This window comes from Proteus myxofaciens ATCC 19692, assembly GCF_001654855.1.
GTDB lineage: Bacteria > Pseudomonadota > Gammaproteobacteria > Enterobacterales > Enterobacteriaceae > Proteus > Proteus myxofaciens.
On sequence record NZ_LXEN01000150.1, the window covers coordinates 35,201 to 59,473 of the forward strand.

At 37.1% G+C, this 24,273-nt stretch carries 31 protein-coding genes; 17 read left to right on the top strand and 14 right to left on the bottom strand.

Annotation, left to right across the window (positions count from 1 at the left end):
• Positions 1-61: 61 nt before the first annotated feature.
• The 8 genes from M983_RS14995 to rluE all read right to left on the bottom strand — a co-directional run bounded on the left by M983_RS14995 (position 62) and on the right by rluE (position 8,016).
• Positions 62-1,183 (bottom strand): ribosomal protein uL16 3-hydroxylase, encoded by a 1,122-nt coding sequence (locus M983_RS14995; protein ID WP_066752728.1) that lies wholly within the window; start codon positions 1,181-1,183, stop codon positions 62-64.
• A 163-nt stretch (positions 1,184-1,346) separates the two neighbouring features.
• Entirely contained in the window at positions 1,347-2,807 is a 1,461-nt protein-coding gene (gene phoQ / locus M983_RS15000; protein ID WP_066752732.1) for a two-component system sensor histidine kinase PhoQ, read from the bottom strand.
• Position 2,808: 1 nt separating this feature from the next.
• Positions 2,809-3,483 carry a two-component system response regulator PhoP gene (gene phoP / locus M983_RS15005; RefSeq protein ID WP_066752735.1) on the bottom strand — a complete coding sequence of 225 codons (675 nt, stop codon included), beginning with the start codon at positions 3,481-3,483 and terminating at the stop codon, positions 2,809-2,811.
• Positions 3,484-3,696: 213 nt separating this feature from the next.
• Positions 3,697-5,067, bottom strand: coding sequence for an adenylosuccinate lyase (gene purB / locus M983_RS15010; protein ID WP_066752737.1), 1,371 nt, complete (start codon positions 5,065-5,067; stop codon positions 3,697-3,699).
• 32 nt (positions 5,068-5,099) lie between these two features.
• The gene (gene hflD / locus M983_RS15015) at positions 5,100-5,729 is read right to left on the bottom strand and encodes a high frequency lysogenization protein HflD (RefSeq protein ID WP_066752740.1); all 630 of its coding nucleotides are present in this window, start codon (positions 5,727-5,729) and stop codon (positions 5,100-5,102) included.
• Between the two features lie 2 nt (positions 5,730-5,731).
• Complete coding sequence (gene mnmA, locus M983_RS15020) at positions 5,732-6,835, bottom strand: tRNA 2-thiouridine(34) synthase MnmA (RefSeq protein ID WP_066752743.1); 1,104 nt, start codon at positions 6,833-6,835, stop codon at positions 5,732-5,734.
• Between the two features lie 100 nt (positions 6,836-6,935).
• Positions 6,936-7,394 carry an NUDIX hydrolase gene (locus M983_RS15025; protein WP_066752746.1) on the bottom strand — a complete coding sequence of 153 codons (459 nt, stop codon included), beginning with the start codon at positions 7,392-7,394 and terminating at the stop codon, positions 6,936-6,938.
• Positions 7,387-8,016: a 23S rRNA pseudouridine(2457) synthase RluE gene (gene rluE, locus M983_RS15030; RefSeq protein ID WP_066752749.1), complete on the bottom strand. Its 630-nt coding sequence runs from the start codon at positions 8,014-8,016 to the stop codon at positions 7,387-7,389. Before rluE ends, M983_RS15025 begins: the two co-directional genes overlap by 8 nt.
• Positions 8,017-8,154: 138 nt before the next feature.
• Here rluE and icd point away from each other — a divergent pair, with 138 nt between their 5' ends.
• Entirely contained in the window at positions 8,155-9,408 is a 1,254-nt protein-coding gene (gene icd / locus M983_RS15035; RefSeq protein ID WP_066752752.1) for an NADP-dependent isocitrate dehydrogenase, read from the top strand.
• Positions 9,409-9,528: 120 nt separating this feature from the next.
• On the opposite strand, the gene M983_RS15040 is transcribed toward icd, so the two are convergent.
• The 6 genes from M983_RS15040 to M983_RS15065 all read right to left on the bottom strand — a co-directional run bounded on the left by M983_RS15040 (position 9,529) and on the right by M983_RS15065 (position 13,035).
• Positions 9,529-10,656 (bottom strand): site-specific integrase, encoded by a 1,128-nt coding sequence (locus tag M983_RS15040; RefSeq protein ID WP_066752755.1) that lies wholly within the window; start codon positions 10,654-10,656, stop codon positions 9,529-9,531.
• Positions 10,637-10,879: an excisionase gene (locus M983_RS15045; protein ID WP_036894694.1), complete on the bottom strand. Its 243-nt coding sequence runs from the start codon at positions 10,877-10,879 to the stop codon at positions 10,637-10,639. Before M983_RS15045 ends, M983_RS15040 begins: the two co-directional genes overlap by 20 nt.
• Positions 10,880-10,939: 60 nt before the next feature.
• On the bottom strand, positions 10,940-11,470 hold the full coding sequence (locus tag M983_RS15050) for a hypothetical protein (protein WP_066752757.1): 531 nt from the start codon (positions 11,468-11,470) through the stop codon (positions 10,940-10,942).
• A gap of 103 nt (positions 11,471-11,573) precedes the next feature.
• The gene (locus M983_RS15055) at positions 11,574-11,759 is read right to left on the bottom strand and encodes a hypothetical protein (protein WP_066752759.1); all 186 of its coding nucleotides are present in this window, start codon (positions 11,757-11,759) and stop codon (positions 11,574-11,576) included.
• A gap of 129 nt (positions 11,760-11,888) precedes the next feature.
• A complete protein-coding gene (locus tag M983_RS18010; RefSeq protein WP_281180125.1) occupies positions 11,889-12,017 on the bottom strand; it encodes a hypothetical protein in 129 nt (42 codons plus the stop codon).
• A gap of 424 nt (positions 12,018-12,441) precedes the next feature.
• Positions 12,442-13,035 carry a helix-turn-helix domain-containing protein gene (locus tag M983_RS15065; RefSeq protein ID WP_066752763.1) on the bottom strand — a complete coding sequence of 198 codons (594 nt, stop codon included), beginning with the start codon at positions 13,033-13,035 and terminating at the stop codon, positions 12,442-12,444.
• A gap of 109 nt (positions 13,036-13,144) precedes the next feature.
• Between M983_RS15065 and M983_RS15070 the strand changes: the two genes are divergently transcribed.
• The 16 genes from M983_RS15070 (at position 13,145) to M983_RS15145 (ending at position 24,159) form a co-directional block, all read left to right on the top strand.
• The gene (locus M983_RS15070) at positions 13,145-13,357 is read left to right on the top strand and encodes a transcriptional regulator (protein ID WP_066752765.1); all 213 of its coding nucleotides are present in this window, start codon (positions 13,145-13,147) and stop codon (positions 13,355-13,357) included.
• A 70-nt stretch (positions 13,358-13,427) separates the two neighbouring features.
• A complete protein-coding gene (locus tag M983_RS15075) occupies positions 13,428-13,886 on the top strand; it encodes a YmfL family putative regulatory protein (protein WP_066752769.1) in 459 nt (152 codons plus the stop codon).
• Positions 13,887-13,971: 85 nt separating this feature from the next.
• Entirely contained in the window at positions 13,972-14,181 is a 210-nt protein-coding gene (locus tag M983_RS15080) for a hypothetical protein (protein WP_066752772.1), read from the top strand.
• Positions 14,171-14,350: a DUF4222 domain-containing protein gene (locus M983_RS15085; RefSeq protein WP_066752776.1), complete on the top strand. Its 180-nt coding sequence runs from the start codon at positions 14,171-14,173 to the stop codon at positions 14,348-14,350. The genes M983_RS15080 and M983_RS15085 overlap by 11 nt, the downstream gene beginning before the upstream one ends.
• Positions 14,351-14,362: 12 nt before the next feature.
• Positions 14,363-15,427 (top strand): conserved phage C-terminal domain-containing protein, encoded by a 1,065-nt coding sequence (locus M983_RS15090; protein ID WP_066752779.1) that lies wholly within the window; start codon positions 14,363-14,365, stop codon positions 15,425-15,427.
• Entirely contained in the window at positions 15,424-16,062 is a 639-nt protein-coding gene (locus M983_RS15095) for a phage N-6-adenine-methyltransferase (RefSeq protein ID WP_074388185.1), read from the top strand. The genes M983_RS15090 and M983_RS15095 overlap by 4 nt, the downstream gene beginning before the upstream one ends.
• Positions 16,059-16,511 carry a hypothetical protein gene (locus tag M983_RS15100; RefSeq protein WP_066752782.1) on the top strand — a complete coding sequence of 151 codons (453 nt, stop codon included), beginning with the start codon at positions 16,059-16,061 and terminating at the stop codon, positions 16,509-16,511. Before M983_RS15095 ends, M983_RS15100 begins: the two co-directional genes overlap by 4 nt.
• Positions 16,512-16,573: 62 nt before the next feature.
• Positions 16,574-16,960: a RusA family crossover junction endodeoxyribonuclease gene (locus tag M983_RS15105; RefSeq protein WP_066752784.1), complete on the top strand. Its 387-nt coding sequence runs from the start codon at positions 16,574-16,576 to the stop codon at positions 16,958-16,960.
• A 17-nt stretch (positions 16,961-16,977) separates the two neighbouring features.
• Complete coding sequence (locus M983_RS15110) at positions 16,978-17,781, top strand: KilA-N domain-containing protein (RefSeq protein ID WP_066752787.1); 804 nt, start codon at positions 16,978-16,980, stop codon at positions 17,779-17,781.
• The gene (locus tag M983_RS15115) at positions 17,778-18,803 is read left to right on the top strand and encodes a DUF968 domain-containing protein (RefSeq protein ID WP_066752790.1); all 1,026 of its coding nucleotides are present in this window, start codon (positions 17,778-17,780) and stop codon (positions 18,801-18,803) included. Before M983_RS15110 ends, M983_RS15115 begins: the two co-directional genes overlap by 4 nt.
• A 28-nt stretch (positions 18,804-18,831) precedes the next feature.
• Entirely contained in the window at positions 18,832-19,272 is a 441-nt protein-coding gene (locus tag M983_RS15120; RefSeq protein WP_066752793.1) for an antiterminator Q family protein, read from the top strand.
• Between the two features lie 289 nt (positions 19,273-19,561).
• Positions 19,562-20,989 (top strand): phage tail tip lysozyme, encoded by a 1,428-nt coding sequence (locus M983_RS15125; RefSeq protein ID WP_083954615.1) that lies wholly within the window; start codon positions 19,562-19,564, stop codon positions 20,987-20,989.
• A 371-nt stretch (positions 20,990-21,360) separates the two neighbouring features.
• Complete coding sequence (locus tag M983_RS15130) at positions 21,361-22,356, top strand: YbgA family protein (RefSeq protein WP_066752796.1); 996 nt, start codon at positions 21,361-21,363, stop codon at positions 22,354-22,356.
• 316 nt (positions 22,357-22,672) lie between these two features.
• Complete coding sequence (locus M983_RS15135) at positions 22,673-23,464, top strand: enterotoxin A family protein (protein WP_066752806.1); 792 nt, start codon at positions 22,673-22,675, stop codon at positions 23,462-23,464.
• A gap of 14 nt (positions 23,465-23,478) precedes the next feature.
• The gene (locus tag M983_RS15140) at positions 23,479-23,823 is read left to right on the top strand and encodes a hypothetical protein (RefSeq protein WP_066752809.1); all 345 of its coding nucleotides are present in this window, start codon (positions 23,479-23,481) and stop codon (positions 23,821-23,823) included.
• A 21-nt stretch (positions 23,824-23,844) separates the two neighbouring features.
• Complete coding sequence (locus M983_RS15145; protein ID WP_157091977.1) at positions 23,845-24,159, top strand: hypothetical protein; 315 nt, start codon at positions 23,845-23,847, stop codon at positions 24,157-24,159.
• Positions 24,160-24,273: the final 114 nt, after the last annotated feature.

Consider the following 24,273-nt stretch of genomic DNA (forward strand, 5'->3'; position numbering starts at 1 on the left):
TTTTTATATTATTAGTAGCTTAACCTATCATATCAGGATGAAGCATTATGCTTTATCAATATTAATCGTCAAAGTACCAATATCCTTGATTAATCAGATGTGTCAATAAACGAATAAATTTAGGATCAGTTAATGCATCACCTAATTGGTGTTTATCAATCTTATCGTATTGGCAAAGTGCATCTACAGCTTCAATATGCGTTGTATCCATAAGTTCGCCATTAACAAAGCAACTATCACCAACACGTAAAGCTCGTAGTCCCGTTAGTCGATGCAGTTTTTCACCTTGCATCATCAAGTCATGGATTTCTGAATTTTCGTATAAAGGCTCTGGAATTGCCAAATCAAGTTCATGACGAGATTGTGAAATAAATTCTCCAAACCAATGACGGAAAACATCCGGTTGAGCAAGTAAATCTTCCATCATGGCATGAAGTTTATTGAGCTCTTGGTGTTGCACTAATGCTGGATTATCTCTTGGCGTTAAATCTGGATCACTATAACGATAGCTACCTAAATCGTTAGCGAGAACATAATCGGCAAAACCACTGAAAAGCTCCCGCGCATTTGGTGCTCTAAAACCAACTGAATAGTTTAGTGATTCTTCAATTGCATAACCTTCATGAGGGAATCCAGGTGGAATATAGAGAATATCGCCAGGCTCTAACTCTTCATCAATAATAGCTTCAAAAGGGTCAACTTGAAGTAAATCAGGGTGAGGACAATGCTGCTTCATTGGGATTTTTTCACCCACACGCCAGTGGCGACGGCCTTGTCCTTGAATAATGAATACATCATACTGATCAAGATGTGGTCCAACGCCACCACCAGGAACAGAATAAGAAATCATTAAGTCATCAATTCGCCAATCGGGTAAAACACGGAAAGGTTTCATTAGTGCAGCACTAGGGAAGTGCCAATGATCAACAGCTTGAACAAGTAAAGACCAGTTTTTATCGCCCAGTCCCTCAAAATGTTCAAAGGGCCCATGTTTCACTCCCCATTGTCCGTCTTGACAGCTTACAAGACGGCTATCTACTTCATCTTCCATTGCAAGACCAGCAAGTTCGTCAGGAGATAAAGGATCAACAAAACGAGAGAAGCCGTTTTTAATTAATAAAGGGCGCTTTTGCCAATGGCTTTCTAAAAATGATTGCCAATCTAAATTAAGTTTATAGTCCATTGTGTATATCCTGAATTCGGGAAGCCTAGAAACATCATATAATGAAATTAGTTTTCCTGCTAAACATTCCTTTATACAATGTGAGTAACAATGGATCATTACGTTTGAATGAACAGATTTTCAGCAAAATAAACATCATGTTAAGTTGCTACAGATAAATTAATTATTCTATTTCTGTTGTAAGTTGTTGCTCTGCAAATGTCACAATAATGCGAGCACCGCCTAATGGACTATCTACAAGATGAATATTACCGCTATATTGCTCAATAATATCAAGTGCAATTGATAACCCTAAGCCTTGTCCAGGTCTTAACGTATCAGCGCGAGTGCCTCTTTGAAAAATAGCTTCACGTTTATCAAGGCTTACACCCGGTCCATCATCATCAACAGTAATAATAACGTCATGTTCATTATGACTAACATTGATTTCGATAAACTCTAAACAATATTTACACGCGTTATCAAGAATATTCCCCATAATTTCCATAAAATCATTTTTTTCACCTAACCACATGATTTCAGGGGAAACATTCAATGTAATATCAACGCCTTTTGATTGGTATACCTTACTTAAAGCACTGCAAAGATTATCCAATAAACCTGATAAAGAGTGTAATTTACGGGTAGTAATATCATGGTCACCATGAATAGATGCACGATGTAAGTAATAGCCGACTTGTTGTGAAATTCGCTCAATCTGCTCAAGCATAATGGGTTCGGCTTGTTCAATGGTCATTTGCTTACTAAAACGTAAAGAGCGCAATGTTGATTGTAAAACGGCAAGTGGGGTTTTTAAGCTATGGGTTAAGTCTGATAAGCTTGTACGATATTTACTATAACGATTACGTTCATTGCGTAGTAGTACATTAAGATTACGCACTAAGCCTTTTAGTTCAGTCGGCGGATTTTCATCTAACGTATCACGAGTTCCTTTCTCTAGTGCACTCATTTGATTAATGATTTTTTTTATAGGGCGTAAGCTCCAATGAGCGGCTAACCAAATTAAAGGAATAACAAGTAATAAATTGGCAAGAAGTACGTAAAGAAACCAATCCCATATTTGACTAACTTTTTGCATACTTTGAGGAATAGGGTCGATAACAGCAATAACAAGATAGGGGATATCATTCTCAGCAGAATAATGATTAATAACAACTGAGTGAGTTAGTGAAGTATCGCTTGAATATTCATCAAGTTTTTTTAAATATGCGCGATATTGAGGCAGTTGCTCCAGCATTAAACGGGTTGTTTTCACATCGACAGAAATTTCAAATAACCCCTCTTTATTAAGCCATTTTCGATTAATGCTATGGGGTATTGATACAGGTAGATCATTCGGTGTCCATAAAACGTGTCCTTGCTCATCAAAAATAACAACTAATGACGTGTTATTATTTAAATTAGCAGGGAATTCAATATTGAGTTTGCCCTGATCCCATTGCGTTAAACTATAGTAAAGATTGCTTTGACTACGCATTAGCATAAACGTTGTTTTATCAATACTAACAACTGAACCAACAATAGCGACTAATCCATAAGAGAGTGTTAATGCTAAAATAATGGCGCTTGTTGCGAGTAAAAAACGCGTTCGTAATGAAAAAGGAGATCGAGGTTTATTACTCATATTAAATATTCATATCAAAACGATAGCCTTGCCCACGTACCGTGATAATGACATCATCAGGATACTTCTCAAGAATCTTTTTACGTAAACGTCCCATAAGCACATCAATAGTATGACTTTCTCTTTGTTCAGCATCAGGATAGAGCTGACGCATCAAGCTGTCTTTGCTAACGACTTTATTCTGTTTACGCATTAATGTTTCTAAAATTGTGTATTCAAAAGCGGTTAGCTTAATTTTTTCTCCTGAAATCATGAACTCTTTACGTGATAAATCCAATTCAAAAGGTTCGATAATCAATGTTTGTGAAGCAATTCCCATGTTTCTACGCATTAATGCCTGAATGCGTGCAACAATTTCTTCAAAATGGAAAGGCTTAGTCACATAATCATCAGCACCTGCATTTAATGCCGAAACTTTCTCTTGCCAGCTTTCTCGTGCAGTTAGAACCATAATAGGAAAGATGATATTGTTTTCACGCCATCTTTGAATAAGTTTAATACCGTCTTCATCAGGTAAACCTAAATCAACAATAGCAATATCAGGAACTCCTTGAGTGATAAGCGTATCAGCCTCTTTAGCATCTTCAGCTGCATCTACCTGATGGCCAGCATCACGAAATTGCACTGATAAATGGTGACGAAGTAAGATATTATCTTCAATAATTAAGATCCGCATTATTCAACCTTGAGTAAAATAAGTAAAAATAAACTTTTGTAATATCAAATAAGAAAGGACTAAGAACTTATTCAATAAACGTGGGCTATCATAATGAATCTATTATGTAATTAATATCTTCTCATAATTATCGTAAATAAATATTGATTAAGTTAAATTTTTCCCAATAAAAAAGGCAGAAAAATCTGCCTTGTCAATTTATAGTTTAATAAATTAGTCCAATTTATCAACAAGTTGTGTCGCAAAACCAACATAACTTTCAGGCGTCATTGCTTTTAAACGTGTTTTTTCGTGTTCAGGTAGTTCTAAACCATCAATAAAGACAACCATATCAGCTGCTGTTATACGCTTACCACGTGTTAACTCTTTTAATTTCTCATAAGGTTTTTCGATACCATAACGACGCATCACTGTCTGGATTGGTTCAGCCAACACTTCCCAGTTACAGTTAAGTTCTCCTCGAAGATGAGTTTCATTAACTTCTAGTTTATTAAGCCCTTTCATTGTTGATTGGTAAGCAATTAATGCATAACCAATACCTACGCCTAAGTTACGTAGTACAGTCGAGTCAGTTAAATCACGTTGCCAGCGAGAAACAGGTAATTTACTTGAAAGGTGACCCATTACTGCATTTGCTAATCCTAAGTTGCCTTCAGAATTTTCAAAATCAATAGGATTTACTTTATGTGGCATTGTGGATGAGCCAATTTCACCAGCAATCGTTTTTTGTTTAAAGTGATTAAGCGCAACATAACCCCAAATATCACGATCAAAATCAATTAGAATTGTGTTGAAACGACTCACACAATCAAATAGTTCAGCGATATAGTCATGTGGCTCAATTTGCGTAGTGTAAGGGTTCCACGTGACACCTAAAGATGTTACAAACTCTTCACTAAACTGGTGCCAATTGACTTCAGGATACGCAGCTAAATGTGCGTTATAGTTACCGACTGCACCATTGATTTTACCTAAAATTTCAACTTGGCTCAGTTGACGATATTGGCGCTCCATACGATAAGCTACATTAGCGAACTCTTTACCAACGGTAGAGGGTGTTGCAGGTTGCCCATGAGTGCGTGAAAGTAATGGTAAATCACGATATTCTTGCGCCATTTTACTAATTGTATCAATCAATTCACGCCATGCAGGTAATAGAATTTCTTTACGTGCTGTTTCTAGCATAATCGCATGTGAAAGATTATTAATATCTTCAGAGGTACAAGCAAAGTGAATAAATTCAGAAACTTGATGCAGAGCAGGGATCGCTGCTACTTTTTCTTTTAAGAAATATTCTACCGCTTTTACATCATGATTTGTGGTGCGTTCGATAGTTTTAATACGAGTTGCATCTTCTTCGTTGAAGTTAGCAACAATTGCATCAAGGTAATCGTTTGCGTTTTTTTCAAAGGCGGGAACTTCTTTAATGTCGGCGCAAGATGCCAGCTTTTGTAGCCAGCGAACTTCTACCTGTACACGGAATTTCAGAAGACCGAATTCACTAAAGATAGTACGTAACGATGAGGTCTTGCTACCATAACGACCGTCAATCGGTGAAATCGCTGTCAGCGAAGATAATTCCATTGTTGGCAACTCCCAGGTTGAATTTTAAAGTATTAACATTGAGCGAGAAATTCGTCAGTTTGTCGTAGGATTGTTTTTTGATGAAGTAAAAAATCAAAACGACGACCACCTACTTGACGCCAAAGTACAGCACTACGAATACCTGTCAGCAATAATGCTCTGACTTTAGCCTGAATAATAGGATTTTTTAATAGCTCAACAGAGCCATGAACTTGAATTCGTGGGCCCACAGGACTTACTGCATCAACATAGACGCCTGCTAATGCATTAAATACACCCTCTGACATAGGTTCAAAATAGCTTTTTTGGCGTTCTAATTGTGAAATCTTCTGTGATAACCGTTCAGCACTATCATTATTTTTATTGATAAGGCGTTCTAGGTTAATTAAACCTTGTTGATAAGTCATCAGCTCAAGCGTTAATTTCTCTCTTCTCACCGCTTGATGAATGGCTTTTAGTGTTTGAAAACCTAATTTCAAATGACTGATTTGATTGCCATAAACATCAAGCGTTGAGCTAGGATTGATATTAAAAATGCTATTGACCATGACTTCAACATCATTTTCATTCGCACTACCTTGATAAGCAAATTGCTGAACAAGGCGGCTTGCTTGGCAAATTCCTGCCAAAGCAAGCGTAATATCACGAAAATCTTTAGCCACATCTACTCCTGAATACGAGTTTCAATAATACCGCCACCTAAACAGATCTCGTCTTGGTAAAAAACAGCGGATTGTCCTGGCGTTACTGCTGCAACAGGATTGTCAAAACGGACTTCAATTTTATCTTCATCTAGAGGAATAACGGTACATAAGATATCAGGTTGGCGATAACGTGTTTTTACTGTGCAACGAAACGCTTCTGTTATTGGCTCTCTTGATACCCAATGTAATTGTTGTGCAATCAACCCCACAGACATTAGGCGAGGGTGTTCATGACCTTGTGCAACAACAAGAATATTGTTTTCAACATCTTTATCGACGACATACCAAGGTGACTCATCACCTTCTTTTGTGCCACCAATACCTAAACCTTTACGTTGACCTAGTGTGTGATACATCAGCCCTTGATGTTGACCAATCGTTTCACCATCAACAGTGACAATAGCGCCCGGTTTTGCGGGTAAATAGCGTGATAAGAAATCTGTAAATTTACGCTCACCGATAAAACAGATACCTGTAGAATCTTTTTTCTTTGCTGTGGCTAAATCAAGTTTCTCAGCAATTTTGCGAACTTCAGGTTTTTCCATTTCACCAACAGGGAAAAGGCTTTGCGCAATTTGCTCATGGCTTAATGTGTATAAAAAGTAACTTTGATCTTTATTATTATCTACGCCACGTAATAATTGACTTTTACCATCAACATCACGACGACGGACATAGTGACCCGTTGCGATATAATCAGCGCCTAAATCTTCAGCTGCATATTCTAAAAAGGCTTTAAATTTGATTTCTTTATTGCATAGAATATCAGGGTTAGGCGTACGGCCTGCTTTATATTCAGATAAAAAGTGTTCAAATACATTATCCCAATATTCAGCGGCAAAATTAACGGTCAGCAATTCAATACCAAGCTTATCGCACACAGCTTGAGCATCAGCAAGATCGGTAGACGCTGAACAATACTCAGTGTCGTCATCTTCCTCCCAGTTCTTCATAAACAAACCAACGACCTGATATCCCTGTTCCTTAAGAAGATAGGCTGAAACGGAAGAATCTACGCCACCGGACATTCCTACGATGACTTTTTTTTGGCTGTTATCTGACATGACTGGATCTCACTACGGAAAAATAAGCGCCATACTTTATCATATGACTTACATAGGTGCACCACAGTAATACGTTTTCTTGTTTTCTTTTTAGTGGTGATTAGGATTTTGTAACAAAGGGCTCACCAAAGACACTCAATAATGACAAAGGATAAGGTTCGCCTTGTTGATAACTCAAAATGCTTTCTCTTACTAAAGGGGAGCGTAATTGTTGGCTATTAATAATTTGTTCAGCACTAACCCAGTGGCAACAATCAATATCATTATCATGAGGCTGGGTCGCAAATTGCTCTGATGCTTCAATTAAAAAGAGAAAACGTAAAAAAGGCGTATTATCTGGCGCAATCCATTGATGTAGTTTTAAAAAATGTTGCACAGGTAAGGTTAATCCTGTTTCTTCCCATAATTCTCGTTGAGCCGCTTCAATTAAGCTTTCATTCGCTTCTAAATGGCCTGCGGGTTGATTCCATGTCGCTTTGCCATTAACCGTTTCTTCTACAACTAAAAATTTATTATCAGCATGTACAATACATGCAACAGTTACATGGGGTTTAAACAAAATTAATCTCCTTCCATTCACCTGATGATAAATTATCTAATGTGATATCACCCATACTAAAGCGAATTAATCGTAATGTTGGATAACCAATATGAGCTGTCATTCGACGAACTTGGCGGTTTTTGCCTTCAAAAAGGGTAATTTTCACCCATGTTACAGGAATACTTTGACGTTCCCTAATAGGCGGAACTCTTTCCCATACCCAAGAAGGCTGTTCGACAATCTCAATATATGCTGGCAATGTTTTGCCATCTTTTAATGTTAATCCTTCTCTAAATTGTGCTAAAGCAGTAGCAGTAGGAATACCCTCTACTTGAGCATAGTAGATTTTCCCTGTTTTTTTACTTGGTTGAGTCAATTTTGCTTGTAATTGACCATCATTTGTTAAGACAAGCAAGCCTTCACTATCTCTATCTAAACGTCCTGCAGCATAGATATCTGGTATGGGAATATAATCTTTTAAGGTTTTTCTTCCACTATCATCTGTAAATTGCACCAATACATCGAAAGGCTTATTAAAGATAATCACTTTACGCTCTCCTCTAGACCTTTTATTTCTTCTTTGAAGAGAAGGGATATATTTTTTAGGGGCTTTAGTGTTATTTTTAAATTGATTTGCCATAGTTAATTTTTTTGAAAAATGGGAGATTGATTATACCTTAAAAGAGAAGCGATTGGCGTTAGCTGAATAATCAAGTAGTATTGACAGGTCTCTTACAAAAAATTAACAAAGCGTGCGCTTATATGAAAGGAGAGGTAAATGGAAAGCAAAGTAGTTGTTCCGGCTAATGGCGCTAAGATTACACTAGATGCTAAAGGTAAGCTTGTTGTTCCCCATAATCCGGTCATTCCTTATATTGAGGGAGATGGTATCGGTGTCGATGTCACGCCAGCAATGCTAAAAGTTGTTGATGCCGCAGTTGAAAAAGCTTATGGCAAGGAACGTAAGATTGAGTGGATGGAAGTCTATACTGGTGAAAAATCCACACAAGTCTATGGTAAAGATATTTGGTTGCCAGAAGAAACGTTAGATCTTATCCGTGAATATCGCGTTTCGATTAAAGGTCCTCTTACTACACCTGTCGGTGGTGGTATCCGTTCATTAAATGTAGCGCTACGTCAACAACTTGATCTTTATGTTTGTTTACGACCTGTGCGTTATTATAAAGGTACACCGAGCCCAGTAAAACGTCCTGATCTTACTGATATGGTTATCTTCCGTGAAAACTCAGAAGATATCTATGCTGGTATTGAGTGGAAAGCGGGCTCAGCTGAAGCTGATAAAGTTATTAAATTCTTACAAGATGAAATGGGTGTTACCAAAATTCGTTTCCCACAAGAGTGTGGTATTGGTATTAAACCTTGCTCAGAGGAAGGAACTAAACGCCTAGTTCGCGCAGCTATTGAATACGCTATTGATAATGACCGCGATTCAGTCACATTAGTACACAAAGGTAATATTATGAAATTTACCGAAGGTGCTTTTAAAGACTGGGGATATGAATTAGCGCGTGAAGAATTTGGTGGTGAGTTGTTAGACGGTGGTCCTTGGGTTAAAATTAAAAATCCAAAATCAGGTAAAGAAATCATCGTCAAAGATGTTATTGCAGATGCATTCTTGCAACAAATTTTACTGCGCCCTGAAGAATATGATGTTATCGCATGTATGAACCTAAATGGTGACTACATTTCTGATGCATTAGCCGCTCAAGTTGGTGGTATTGGTATTGCACCAGGCGCAAATATTGGTGATGAGTGCGCTTTATTTGAAGCCACACATGGTACTGCACCTAAATATGCAGGCCAAGATAAAGTGAACCCTGGCTCTATTATTCTATCTGCTGAGATGATGCTACGCCATATGGGTTGGACAGAAGCAGCAGACTTAATCATTAAAGGCATGGAAGGCGCAATCGAAGCTAAAACCGTGACTTATGATTTTGAACGTCAGTTAGAAGGCGCTAAACTGCTGAAATGTAGCGAGTTTGGAGACGCGATTATCAAACATATGTAATTGTTGATTTGATAAATAGTTAACGGGAGCTTATTAGTTCCCGTTTTTTATTGTCAATTTTGAAATGGTTATCAAAAAGTTATCAAAACGAATTATCAAAACCAACTGAAATTTGAGCAATTAAATCACGATTTTTATCCAATCTTTTCCTCGATCATCATGATATTTATCTGTTTGAATTTGGTTCTTATGACCGAGTAAATCTTTAGTATTTACACCTTGTGCTCTATATAACCTTTCAGATAAAGATCGTTGTTCGTGAAATGTTGCAGGTGTTCCTTCTCCCCAATCAATATCCGTTTTATTTCTCGCCTTTTTAAAGTTAGTCGTTAGCGTATTTGCAGTAACTTGTTCACCACGTTTGGATTGTGAAGTGGTATGAAAGTAATGAATAAGATAAGGACTAATAACCCGATCACGACAACGAGCAACAACATCACGTAATGACATATTTAATTGTTCAGAACGTAGTGATAATGGAATAGCTAATTTAGTACCCGTTTTTTCTTGAGTAATATGCAAATGGTCATCCCAAATATCATTAAACTTCATTGCGGAAATATCACCTAATCGTTGGCCTGTAATAAGTGCAAGTAACATAGCATTGCCCATATAACGATGTTGTTTGTCAGCAATCTCAAATATCTTTTTCCATTCATCAAAATTAAGGCGTTGGCGAGTTACTTTTCGTTTCGGTTGTTTAGTGGCGAGGGCAGGGTTATAACCAGGAGGAACTTCACCTGCATGTTGTGCTTCTTTAAACACATCAATTAAAACAGAACGAATAACTTGTGCCATTCTGTGCTGGCCATTAGATTTATATTCATCAAGAATTTCAGCAATATCTCTGGCATCAACTGCGGGTAATGGTTTCATGGATAAGGCTTGCCTCATTAAATCTACCGGTTTCCTTTTTTGTTTATAAGTATTCGGTTTTATATCACCTTCCTTTAAACGTTCTTCTTGAATAGCCCAGTATTTATCTAACCAAGTATTAACCGTTATTTCCTTACCTTTAATTTTTGCCACCCGATCACCAATAGCCATAACTTGTCGGCTACGTTGTTCCGCTAACCTTGTATTAGCTTCAATAGCGATTGCTTTCGCCTCGGCTTCATTATCACCGAGGGCATGATATTTACCTGTTACAGGATGGCGATAACGCCAATAAACCTTGTTAGCTTTACGACTAAATAAAGGATAAAGATTAGGGATATTGACGTTATTTTTACGAGGTCTGGCAGCCATCTTTGAGGATCCTTTGTAAAATAGGGTTATCGTTATTATTGATAACCGGTGATGTCAAATTACCGACAAGATCGGCATCTTCTCTCACGCGCCAAATGCCACCTTCTTTCCTTGCTGGTGGGTAGAACAGGCCACCACGAGCATATCGTTGTAGCGTTCCTAACTTTGGTGGGCGACTTTTATATCTTTCTTGTGCCCACTCCTCTAAAGTCAACATTTGCATATTTTCTCTCCACACTGTCCGTACACAGTTTAAATAGATATTAGTTAATGCTGGTGGTTATTAGCTTTTTTTCTCTTTATAAAGTTCATTAAAACGACGTAGGAATAGAGCTTTTGCTTGTTGTGGTGTGAGTGGATTAACAACAAAATCACTTGCTGGAATACCTTCAAGCATTAACCAGTTACTACCTACATCGATATCTAAATCACGCTTTTCTGTGGCTAACATCATTAGATCTGCAAAATGAACTTCGTTAGACATAGTTTCAGGTAATCCAAACTTTTTGCGGATCATCTTCTCTATACGCAACTCAATTAATTTATAGTCAGGTAGTAGCTTTTTAAGCGGTGATGGTAGGTCTTTGACATAAGCCTCACTGGAATCATGAAGTAGGGCTTCTAGTGCAAATTCAGGCGCAACTAAATAGCTGGTATATACAGAATGTTGAGCAACAGAATAAAAATTATCAAGTTGTCCATTGAAACGACATTCATTAGAAAGACCACTGGCTATATCTTGAATATCTATATCTTCGAGCCGTACATCGAGATAATAGAAATGTTTATTTGTAGCGGTTGCAATATAAGACATTATTCTCTCCACACAATTTTTAGGTAATAAGATCCCCTCTCGAATTAATCGAGATTAAATTTCCCTGGTGTTGCTAATTAAAAAATAAAAATGAATTTGCACTTCACATAATAAGAAAGGGCACTAGCGGATTGATATAATCCTGATAAGACATTTCATAAATAATGCCAGTACCCTTGCTTATTGAGTTAGTTTTAGTGATTGGTGGTAGGTGCTTATCTCCTACTTTCGGTCTTGTTGTGCAAGTATCCGCGTGGGTTAAGTGTCCACTGCTAATCAGCCTTAGCATTCACCAATCCTAAAACTAACTCTATAAAAATGGCTGACTGAACAGAACATTATCACCATAACCCCTTTTAATGGTAAAAGACTCAACCAGCCATTATTTCTCTTCACACGTTCTCTTCACACATAAAAATCATTTACTTTGGATATGAATAGCGCCTTTGATTCTGTACTCGTCTATTTCAGCATCCAGTTTTGATAATTTATCCACCAGCTCTTCACGTCTTGCGTTTAATTCACCAAGAACTTTTATCGACGACAATTTTTCTTTCATCCATTTAGCAATATCATCATCAGTGAAATTATCTGGCGCTATGATTACTGGTTCGGCGGTGATCGTTTCTCTCTAAAACACACTAAAAATTCAAAATGCTATATGCATAAAATATAGCAATGAGTATTGATAATAGCAAATGCTATTTTTAATTTTTTATTGCCTTTGTTTTATATGTTTGATTATATTGGAAATTAAATCTTTTTAACTACATTTAATACTTTAAAGTATTTTGATTATTTAGAGAGGATATAGCTTGATTTTGATAAATAATATTTGCATTATAGTTAGAAGCTGTATGTATAAACAGTGGTTATGACATATTAAAGGATTATGAAATGGTGGAGATCTTAGAAAGGGTAGGAGTAGGTTCTTATAAAAAGATAGCCGTTAACACGGCAAAATGTGAAGACTATCTTCTAAAATCACGTACTAGAAAAACAATAACACCATGTAAAGTACTTGATGAAATATCAATTAATGGTACACGTGAATCATCAACTGCAAGGAACCCCTGAGCTCCACCTTCAAGGAACTTATAAACAGAAAAAGAGTTACCTATTTGAGCTATTACCAGATCATCTGTACCTGGTTGTAATTGAGTGTCAACTATAGCGATACTGCCCGCAGGGGCTTCCGAACAACCACTATTCTTTTTAAGAATATATGCTTTGTATGATTTTAGAGCCTTACCAACTGGAGATAATATAAATTCCCCTGTAAACCCATTTTCATCCCATACAGGAATCTCTAGAGATCTATCAGCTCTATATTGTGGGGTTGAATTAGGAGATTCCATTTCACCTACTCCATTAGCCAACCAATCAATGTTGACTGCCAAAGCATTAGCTATATCTACTAATTTTGAAGATCCTTTTGCATTGCCATTTACCAATCTCCAAATTGTAGGTTGAGCAACTCCAGACGCTTCTGCTAAAGCAGCCTGCGTCATATTTCCTCTTGATTTCATCGCTAATTTTAAGCGTTCTGCAATTGTCGTTTTCATGTCACGAAATCTATAAGTTTGAGTATTAAAAATCAAATCGCAATTGCTATTGAATATCTTAATACTCATTGCTATTATTTATTCATCTTTTATACGTTTGAGGTTATTTATGAAAAACCAAGCAATAGAGAAAGCAATCCGCATTGTTGGAAGTCAACAGAAGTTGGCTACCTTATGTGGAGTATCTCAACCTACTGTATGGCGTTGGCTTCATGGTGGTGGAATGGATTCTAAATATGTTGTGAAAGTTGTAAAAGCAACAAGAAACCAAGTTCGTGCTCAAGATATTTATCCTGAATTAAGTGAGTTATTAGCTCAATAGTTACTAATTAATACAATAACAAACCCGTTTAACACAGTTAACTACAAGAATTTTTCAATGGTGGTAGGAAATGAGCAATCAATCAATAAAACAAGTAGTGAAAGAAATGTGTGATGTGACAGCTGGTGGGCGTGAGGCAATGGCGGGGGCATTGGGCATGTCGCTCACTTCATTCAACAACAAATTATATGAAAAAAACGGTTGTCGCTCATTTGATTTAAACGAGCTGTTAGCCATGCAAGATATTTCTAAAACCGTGTTATTTGCTGAGTTCGTTGCACGAGAAAGCGAAATGTTGCTGGTGGAACGTATTAAAGCGGATGAATTGGATGAACCTGAACTGTTTCGTATGCATAGCAAAGTCGGGGCAAAACAAGGTGAGTTGGCTATTTATTTAGAAAAAAGTCTTGAGGATGGCGTTGTTGATTCTCATGAGGAAAAACAGCTTAACGAAATACTCGACAGAGTTATTGCCAGTGGTCGCGCATTTGTTACTGCATTTATCACATTACATAGGAAGAAAAAATAATGATGGGCTTTAAAAAGGGTGAAGCCAAAGGTGTACGGCCTCTGGCTTCGGGTTGCCAATTTCAATTGTGTGAAGAGAAATAAGCATGAGTAGATTAGCGCATTTTATACCTAAAAAGCAATTCCGTTGTTTACCTGTCTCAGGTGGTCAGTCATTTCGCTATGTAGAAATCATAGCGTCTGACGAGCAATCAAACAACTACCCACACAACACGGATTGGGTAGATAGACAGTCACTTAAAAAACCATGGGCTGATTTTTATTTTCTCAGCAAGGAGCGAGGTCATGAGCAATGAGAACCCAAATAACCTTGACCGATATTACCGAAATCCACGAGGGATACTTGTTCATGTTGTTCGTTATGACAGAGAAAAACAGCGCGTCATTTTTATGCTTGATGGCTGTGATGATCCGCAATGCGAACCCGTGCAACGATTTAGAGAGAAGTACACTCGTGTTAAGTAATGAGGTGGCAAGATGAGTTTATTATTACTACAAAGTCGCCCTTTAGTCGTTATTCCTGAATTAGCAGTACGCCTAGGTTTAAATGAGGCAATGTTGTTACAGCAAATTCAATATTGGCTAACTGAAACCACGTCAGGTGTGGAATATGACGGTTCACGTTGGATTTATAACACGGTTGAAGAGTGGAAAAATCAATTTCCATTTTTCTCTGAATCAACGATAAAGCGTGCTTTTACTAATTTGAAAAAGCAGGGTGTTTTACGTATTGAGCAAATCAATAAATCGAATCATGACCGCACAAATTATTATGCCATTAATTACGGTCATCACCTGCTGACCGAAGAGGTCAATATGACCCAATCGAACGGTGATAACTTATCTAATCGAACAGTTCAAAATGACCTTATCGATAAGCGCAAATTGAAACCGTCAAACAGTTCAAAATGCGCTGTTCTGAACGGGTCAAAATGGCCTGATCTTACAGAGAATACAACAGAGATTACTTCAGAGAATACAACAGAGACTAACTCTTCTTGTCAGGTTCCTACTGAACCCGACAACCGTCCTGAAAAATTAGTTTTAAATTATTTTAATCAGATCACAAATTCTAAATACCGTGAAGGAAAAACCACAACGGGTCACATCAAAGCGCGTTTAGCGGAAGGTTTTACTCCTGATGACCTGATGTTAATTATCGATTATCTCACGGCTAAATGGCAGAAAGATCCAAAAATGCAGGATTACTTACGCCCTAAAACGTTATTTATTCCTGAAAATTGCATTGAATATCAAGATAAGGCGATTAAATGGCGAGATGCGGGACGTCCTGAATGTGCTAATGGTCGATGGTTAAAACCTGGAGAAGTGGCCGTCGAGATCAACGCGGTTGAACGTGATGAAACGTTTAGAAAAATGTTCACATCAGGGTGGAAGCCAGAGAATCGCATTCAAACATTAGCTGTCGAGCAAGCAAAGAAAAATGGTCTTGGTCGTATGAGTGAAGTCGCGGGTTTAGCCTCATTTCGTGGTATTTGGAAACAAGCGACAGAGCAAGTTGCCAAGGAGGCTCAGCAATGATTGATTACGCACTGAAATTACAGGAATTAAAAAGCCAATCTGCTCATAAATTAAAGGAAATTGGTGACCAATGGTGTACTCCTGAAAACCTATATTGGGGTATCAATTCACTCTATGGACCTTTCACGCTCGATTTATTTACGGATGAGCAAAACAGCAAATGTCCGCATTTCTACACCGTTGAGGATAATGCGCTTACTCAAGATTGGTCGGAAAAACTGAAAGAAATTGGCGGTTCAGCTTTCGCTAATCCGCCTTATTCGCGTAGTTCATATCATGAAAAACAAGCTATCACGGGTGTTCGACACATTATGGATCATGCATTAGCGATGCGCGAAAAAGGGGGGCGATATGTATTTTTGCTAAAAGTAGCAACATCCGAAACATGGTGGCCAGAAAACGCAGATCATATTTGCTTTATCCGTGGGCGTATCGGGTTTGAAGTCCCCGAATGGTTTATACCATCAAGCCAAGATCAAACCCCAACAGGGGCATTTTTTGCCGGTGCGATTGTTCTATTTGATAAGACATGGGTGGGTAAACGCTTTGATTACATTCAACGTAGCGAACTAGAACAAATCGGTAAGACATGTATTGAACAAGCGAAATGGCTTGTATTGCGAGGTGTTGCATGAAAATCACAGAGCAAATTTTGGCGTTGTACAAAACAGGTGAGTTGGTAGATCGAGATCTTGTTACTCGTGATTTAGATACCACTCAAGGGGGAGCATCTCGCGCGTTAGCTTATCTTCACAATCTAGGTGCATTAACCCAAGTTAGCGAAGAACGACCATTACGTTACAGAGTCATTGAAACAGCTGAAAGTATATATCACGCCATGATTGAAGAGCGTAAATGTGGTGAATCTATTTATCTTGAAAAACTCAATATTCAAAAAGCCAAAAAACGAGGACTTCCCACTCTCAAATGGGTAAAGCATGCCACCTCTAATTTTGCATTAATGGGGAAATTACCCACAGAGCCGTATGACTCATTAGTACGTGCGGTAAGAGGTCCTATTGCTAATAACGCTGATGAAGCGTTGAAAGCTTGGGATAAAAGGGAGATGAACAATGCTCACTAAATACATGCTGTTTGTTGGTTTCTGGTTTGTTGTCATGCTGGCTATTGGGTTGTGGGGGACTTATGCCTGAATTAACCCTAACGTTGCCATTTCCACCCAGTGTTAACGCTTATTGGCGAAATATTAAAGGTAGAACGTTAATTAGTGAAAAAGGACGAAAGTTTCGAATTAACACCATAGCGTCTGTGTATGAGCAGCTAAAACAAAAACCGAAAGCAATTAAAGAAAATGTTTCTGTCCTGGTTCGCTTATATCCTCCGACAAAACAGCGCAGAGACATCGATAACTTTTTAAAAGCCCCCTTTGACGCATTAACCCATGCGGGTATTTGGGAAGATGATCAGCAAGTAAAACACATGGATGTGATGTTAATGGAAGTCGTAAAGGGTGGAAAATTAGAAATTATTATTCGCCCATTTAATAAAAACGTGATGTACGGTCACGAGTAAAAGTGGAGAGAAATAGCATGAATGGATTAATTGTTATTGATGGTTTTCAGGTTCGTAGAGATATCGCGGGTCGTTATTGTTTAAATGATTTACATCGCGTATCAGGGGGAGAAAAACGACACCAACCGTCAAACTGGAGTTCATTAGCTCAAACTAAAGAGTTAATTGATGAAATTTCCACCGCTCCTGAGATCACAGGAGCGCCTATTGTTACCGTGGCTGGTGGATATAACCAAGGCACTTATGTTTGCAAGGAATTAGTGTATGCCTACGCAATGTGGATCAGTGCGTCTTTTCATTTAAAAGTCATTCGTACCTTTGATGCGTTAATGACACAGCAACACCAAGAAAAAATCAGTGATAAAGTGCAAGCCGGGGTGATATTGCTGGAATCCATGTCTAAAAGTTTAAACTTCTCGAATTCATCAAAATTAGGCGCTTATCAAAAATTACAAGTAATGGCGGGATTGCCTGAATTAGCGCCTGTTTATGCGATTGATGCGCCAAATGGGTCTATGGATGGTTCAAGCCGTCCAACAGTCGCTTTATCAACATTGATAAAAAAACATAATTTACCCATTTCTGCACCACAGGCATTTAAGCGGTTAGCCGAACTCGGTATTGTTGAGCGTTTATCACGACCAAGCACGAAAACCGCCAACAAAGTGAAAGAGTTTTGGTCTGTAACGGCTAGAGGTTGTCAGTTTGGGAAGAATATGACAAGCCCGAATAATCCTCGTGAAACACAACCGCACTTTTTTGAGAGTAAAACGGATGAGCTGATCCGTATGGTGATGCTAAATAAACAGGTGAGCGCATGAAATTATTGCTAACACCGTACATTCAAAAAGAGCTTGGCGTTGTTTTGTTTAAGCCTGGTATTGAGTTGCTTGAGCAATTTAAACATCACCGTCGGGTGATTATTAGTGAGGTACCGAAAAGTTTAGATGGTTTGCCCTCAGGCGCGTTAGTCGGCGATGAACAGCCATTGCTGGATAATCAATACATCATTCAATTTTTGAATAGCAAAAAAGTCATTCACACTCTGGATAAATACGCCCCGATGGACTCATGGGTTGCCCGTCATATTCATTGCTGTCAGGTCAATAATGATGAAGATAATTATCACCACCACGAATTAGTGACGACATTCCATGAAGCAGGCGTCATTCGCACATGTTGGTATCACGATAATCATATTCGGCATTCATCCGCTGAATGGGTGGCTGAATTAGCGCGTAAAAATCGTATTAATTGGATTGTAGATACGATACGTAGCCGTTTGAGATTAGATGGCGTTCATCAATTAACGATACCTGACATTTTCACCTTTGCCGTAATGCATAAATTGGTTGATGAATTACCTGAGGCGATATTATGTCGAATATTAGATTGGCCAGAGAAATCCAAAGAACGCAGAGTACATGGCGGTTTTCCTGAAGCGGATATTGTTCCTGGTGAAGTATCAGCATTAGACGCCATGAATACGCGATTAGATACGATAAAGCCGGTGATTAACGTTATTGTCGATCCTGAGCCACCAGCGTCATTTCTTTTGAAACCTAAAATGCAACGTTGGGAAAATACCAAATGGCTCCAATGGGTGAAAACTCAACCGTGTTGCGTGTGTGGGCAACAGGCTGATGATCCGCATCATATTATTGGTCATGGCATGGGAGGAATGGGCACAAAGGCTCACGACTTATTCACCATTCCATTATGTCGTATTCATCATGACGAATTACACCGTGACCCAAAACAATGGGAAGCCACTCACGGTAATCAACTCGAATTGTTATTTCATTTTTTAAACCGCTCATTAGGTATCGGTGCATTTATTTAACGTGTGTACGGCACAAGGAGTATTAGGCATGAGAGATATGCAGGAAGTTTTATCGCGTTGGGGAGCATGGTCAGCAAATGAGGGTAATAGTGTGGATTACTCATCAATAGCTGCAGGGTTTAAAGGTCTAATACCTCCATCATCTAGTTCACGTATTGCGTGTAGTGATGACGACGGATTATTAATTGATAGTGTAATTACCCATTTAAAACGAACTAGAAAAGAAGATGAGTTGGAATTAATTGTTGCTCATTATATTTATGGGGTATCAAAACGTCGTATTGCTAAATCATGGAAAGTGAGTGAGGGACGTATTAGACAGCAAATGCAAGTGGCTGAGGGATTCATTGAAGGCTGTTTAGCTATGTTAAATGTTCCTCTTGAGATGGATATTGAAGTAATGGAATCACCCGGAATTATTAATTCAAAAAAAGTATTAGTGCGCTACGCAAAAACAATGTTAGTGTGATAAGAGTAGATTTTGTGTTACGCATCCTATCGATTAAGACCTCGCTTCGGCGGGGTTTTTTGTTATCTGAATTTAGACAATGGAAATTTAGTTAAGTAATGATTTTTTTCTATACTTAATTAATAAGTTTTGTTTTCTTTAATTTATAAATAAGGAGTGTTAATGACAACTACCGTAAAGCTTGTAGCAAAGTAAATAAATACTATCTAAATGAAGTATATCGCCAGTAAATTGGCATCAAATCAAAAACGAAAACGTTATTGTTTAATCTAGGAAGGATAAAAATATTATGGGACAAAAAGAAACAGCAACACAAATTTGGACTTACTTAATTGGGTGTGGATGGTCAAAAACCGCTGTAGCCGCTCTTCTTGGCAATATGCAATCTGAAAGTGGGATCATTGCTGATAGATGGGAAGGTGATATTGTCGGCAATATGAATGGCGGTTATGGGCTTGTACAATGGACACCTGCAACTAAGTTCATTAATTGGGCTAAATCAAATGGCTTAGACTATCGTGATGTCATTTCCCAGTGTAAGCGGATTGAATGGGAAGTTAAAAATAATCAACAATTTTCTTGTCCATCGATGACATTTTATCAATTTAAAGTAAGCACTGATTCCCCTGAAAATTTGGCGAATATTTTCATAAAATATTATGAAAGACCGGCTAATCCAAATCAACCAGCCCGTGCCCAACAAGCGAGATATTGGTATAATTTACTTCAAGGTGTAAATCCAACACCAAAAGTAAAAGTTATCGATTGGTTTAATAAGCATAGAGGACATATTACCTATTCTATGGATGGTTCCAGAATAGGTACTGATGGTACAGCAGATTGTTCTGGTAGCATTGTTATTGCCTTAAAAGAATCTACCGGCGTACCTTTTCAATATGTCTATAATACCGTGACTTTGGGTGGTTACTTGGCAAAATGTGGATATTCTCGTGTGTTAACAGGTAATTCAAGTGGTTCTAATCTGAATCAAGTTAAGGACGAAGATATTATTCTGTTGTCTTGTGGTAACTCCATGGCTGAATCTGGAGGTGCTGGTGGGCATACGGGGGTTATTAGCGGTGGAGGTAAAAATATCACCTCGACTTGTTATTATACCCAAGGTGAAAAAAATACGGCGATACAAGATATTACGCTGAACAGAGATTATTTAACCTATGATGGATTTAAATATTATGAAGTTTGGCGCCCATCAGGCACACCAAATCCAGGTCCTAATCCTACACCTATAGAATTTTCGACAAATGTTCACTATGGGTTGCGGGTTCTTGGCGGCTCTTGGTTAGGTGAAGTTACAAACTTTAATAATGTTGATTCTAATGGATTTGCTGGTCTTCCTTATAATCAACATGACATGCTATATATTAAAGTTGATCAAGGTACGGTGAAATATCGCACCCACTCCGCTAAAAGTGGTTGGTTATCATGGGTAACGCAGGGTAATCCCAATGATCTTTACAATGGTTGTGCAGGGAATCCAGGAGAAGCTATTGATGGTGTACAAATCTATTACACTACACCAGCTGGAAAAACACTTTCTCAATGTTACTATCGTTCTCAAACCACAGCTCGAAGTGGATGGCTAGGTGTCTGCTGTGATGATGGAACATCAATATCAGGATTTGATGGTTGGGCTGGTATGTTTGGAGAGCCTTTAGACCGTTTACAAATTGGTATTTCAACAAAAAATCCGTTTTAAGTTTTATTTCTGACTAATAGACTCCTGCTACATTCGCTATTCATATAATGTAGCAGTGATATTGATAACAACGATCAAGGTATGCCAGAAATATCAATTGAAGTAACTGAAAGCCTGATAGAGATATCGGGCTTTTTTGTATCTAAAATCCGAACTCGGCTAATGGATGGGTTAAAATTTAACCATCCGGAATTACCGGATAGTTTTATTTTGCACAACTTATTTTGAATATTGCTTAGGCGGGCTTTGTTATCTGATTATTAGAATGTATGATATTATTTGTAATAATAATAATCAATGTTGCTAATGTAAAATCAATTGTTACTATATATTAATTTTGTTATGTAAGTGATTTCATAAAGGTGGTGAAGATGATTAATATTCTTACCTCTAGTGATATTAGTAACGCTTTAGATAAAAAAATCACTATAGGGATTAGTTCGTGCTTATTAGGTGATAAGGTTAGATTTGATGGTGGTCATAAGCGCTTTCATTTTGCTGTGGATGAATTATCAAATTATTTTGAGTACAGACAAATATGTCCAGAAATGTCTATTGGATTATCTACACCGAGACCTGCATTGAGATTGGTTAAATCTAAACAAAATAGCGTTAGACTCAAGTATAGCAATGGTCAAGAGGGTGACCTAACTGAAAATATGGAGAGGTTTTCAGCTGAATACTTAAGCAAGGTTTCTAACTTAAGTGGTTATATTGTATGTAAAAACTCACCAAGTTGCGGTTTGGAGCGGGTTCGTGTTTATGATTCTACTGGTAATGGCAATAAAAAATCTGGAATAGGTCTTTTTACTAAGCAATTAATAAAGGTCATGCCTTGGCTGCCTATCGAGGAAGATGGCAGATTAAGTGATCCTCATATTAGAGAAAACTTTATTATACGAGTATTTGCTCTTCATGAGCTAAATGAGTTAAGGGAAAACTCATTTAATCGTCATTCATTAATAGATTTTCATGCTCGATATAAATTACTTTTATTAGCTCACTCTCAACCTCTTTACAGAGAACTTGGTCGCTTTGTATCAAATAACAAAGAATGGGAATCAATTGATTCTTATTTTAATGAATATCGAAATAAATTTATGAATTTGTTGCAACATCAAGCTACTCGAAGTAATCATACTAATGTGCTTATGCATATCCAAGGTTATTTTAAAAGTCATTTAACATCAAATCAAAGGCGAGCATTGAGTAAGTTAATTCTAGAATATCGTCAAGGAATACAACCTTTATTAGCGCCATTAACATTAATAATACATTATTTATCTGAATATCCGGATAGTTACTTGGATAGTCAAAAATATTTTAACCCTTATCCTAAGGCATTAAGTTTGCGTTATGGATTATGATATTAAAAATATTGCTTAAGTGTTTTAAAATTACTTATCTATTCGACGATCCCTAATTTTTGGTATGTCGGATTGCTTCAAACAGCTTATTCAAAACCTCGCTTCGGCGGGGTTTTTTGTTATCTGGAGTTTATCAACTTCATTCATTATTTTTAGTTATTACAATAATAACTATTTCTATTGTTATGTATTTATATATCAATCACAAGGCTGATGTCAGAACAAAAAAAGGAGGCAAAGGTATTTAATATAAACATGGGAATATATTTAAACAAGGGAATATATTTAAACATCTGATATTAAAATAAGGAATATTATGAATAAATTTTTTAGTTATTTATTCGTTTTTATCGCTGTAATAAGTGCGCCACCCTCTTTTGCCAACCCTATTTTACCTGAAGTGGTTTATCGAGTGGACTCAAGAAGTCCTAATGATATTTTTACCAATGGATTTCATACATGGGGTAGTAATACAGAATTACTGCATCATCTTGTAGGTGATACATCAAGGAACCATACGGATGGATTGATATCTACTACATCAAGTTTGGATGCCGCGTTACAGATAGCTGCTGATACTATGCCTATTGAGGGTGATGAATCATGGTTGTATCTAATAGTTCCAAATAATAATTTTTATAGTGTAAATGATTCACTACTAAATGCTGCTACCAATCATAATATATCTGAGTCTATCAGTAATCAAAGTTTAAATTTTTATACAAGATTTAACTGGCAGCTTGAGTATGCAAGTCGGGGAAATATTAATTCTAGCCAAATAGTACTGGCTGGGCAATTAAGAAATGTTAATGGCCGAATTGTAAGCGTTGATAATAGTACGAGATTTAATGTGCATTACATTCAAACATCACCATCAATTAATTCTGGTTATTTAATACCATCTCAGTCTGTTGATAATCTTCCTGTTTATTATTTTGGTGACTATGATGATGAGCCAGTAGGAATATTTTTTGATCCTGATATTAATGGCTGTAATAATTTATTTAAGAAAAGTATGGAGTGTAAAAGTGTGGCTTATTCTGAATTTAAAAAAAGTGTAATTAGTGAATTAAATGGTGTTCTTTTTGTCTCTTTTCTAAATATTTAATTAGTGGGGTGGTTATGATTAAAACTGTCGTTGTATTCTGTCTTGCTCTATTCTCTATAAATTTCGCATCAGCCAGTGATGTTGACTCACGCGATTCTTTTTATACATTAGATAAGGTGAAAATTGAAAGTTTCGGATATGACTCTGGGGGTGCAACCTCTGGGTATATTCGTCTTAAATTAAGCGGGGTTCCTGCTGGTATGTATTCATATTATCACCTGAAAAAATCAAATGATGCTTTGTTATATATTTTTACAGTATATACGCAAAAAAAATCATTACATGTTGAGTATGATTATAATAATTATTCAAATGCGAATGCTTATAGACCAATTACAGCAATAAACACAATTGATTAACAACTAAGGATGGGTATGAATATGAAAAAAATTATAGCAGTAATTATTGGACTAAGCTTTTTGTTTCCAGTTTTTTCTTATGCAAATAATAATGTAGTTAACGATTGTTCAGTATATGTTAAAAGCATTAAATTGGATAATGGAAATTATAGATTCCGTATTGTTGACGTAGCAGGAAATAATAATAATGGAAGCAATGACTGGTCATTTACAGCTAAGGATAAGGATACGGCACAATTACTTAATTTTGCTTATATGCTAAGGCATAAGATTTGTATTAACTACACTTACTATGCTGATTATTGGCAGATAACTAACGTAGAGCTAGCTGGATAATATGTATTCTTGAATATAATTATAATATTCAGTATATGTAATTAATAATATGGATTCAAAATTGCTTAAATAGAATAAATTTCTTTCTATAAAAATTTATTACAGTAGGAATAT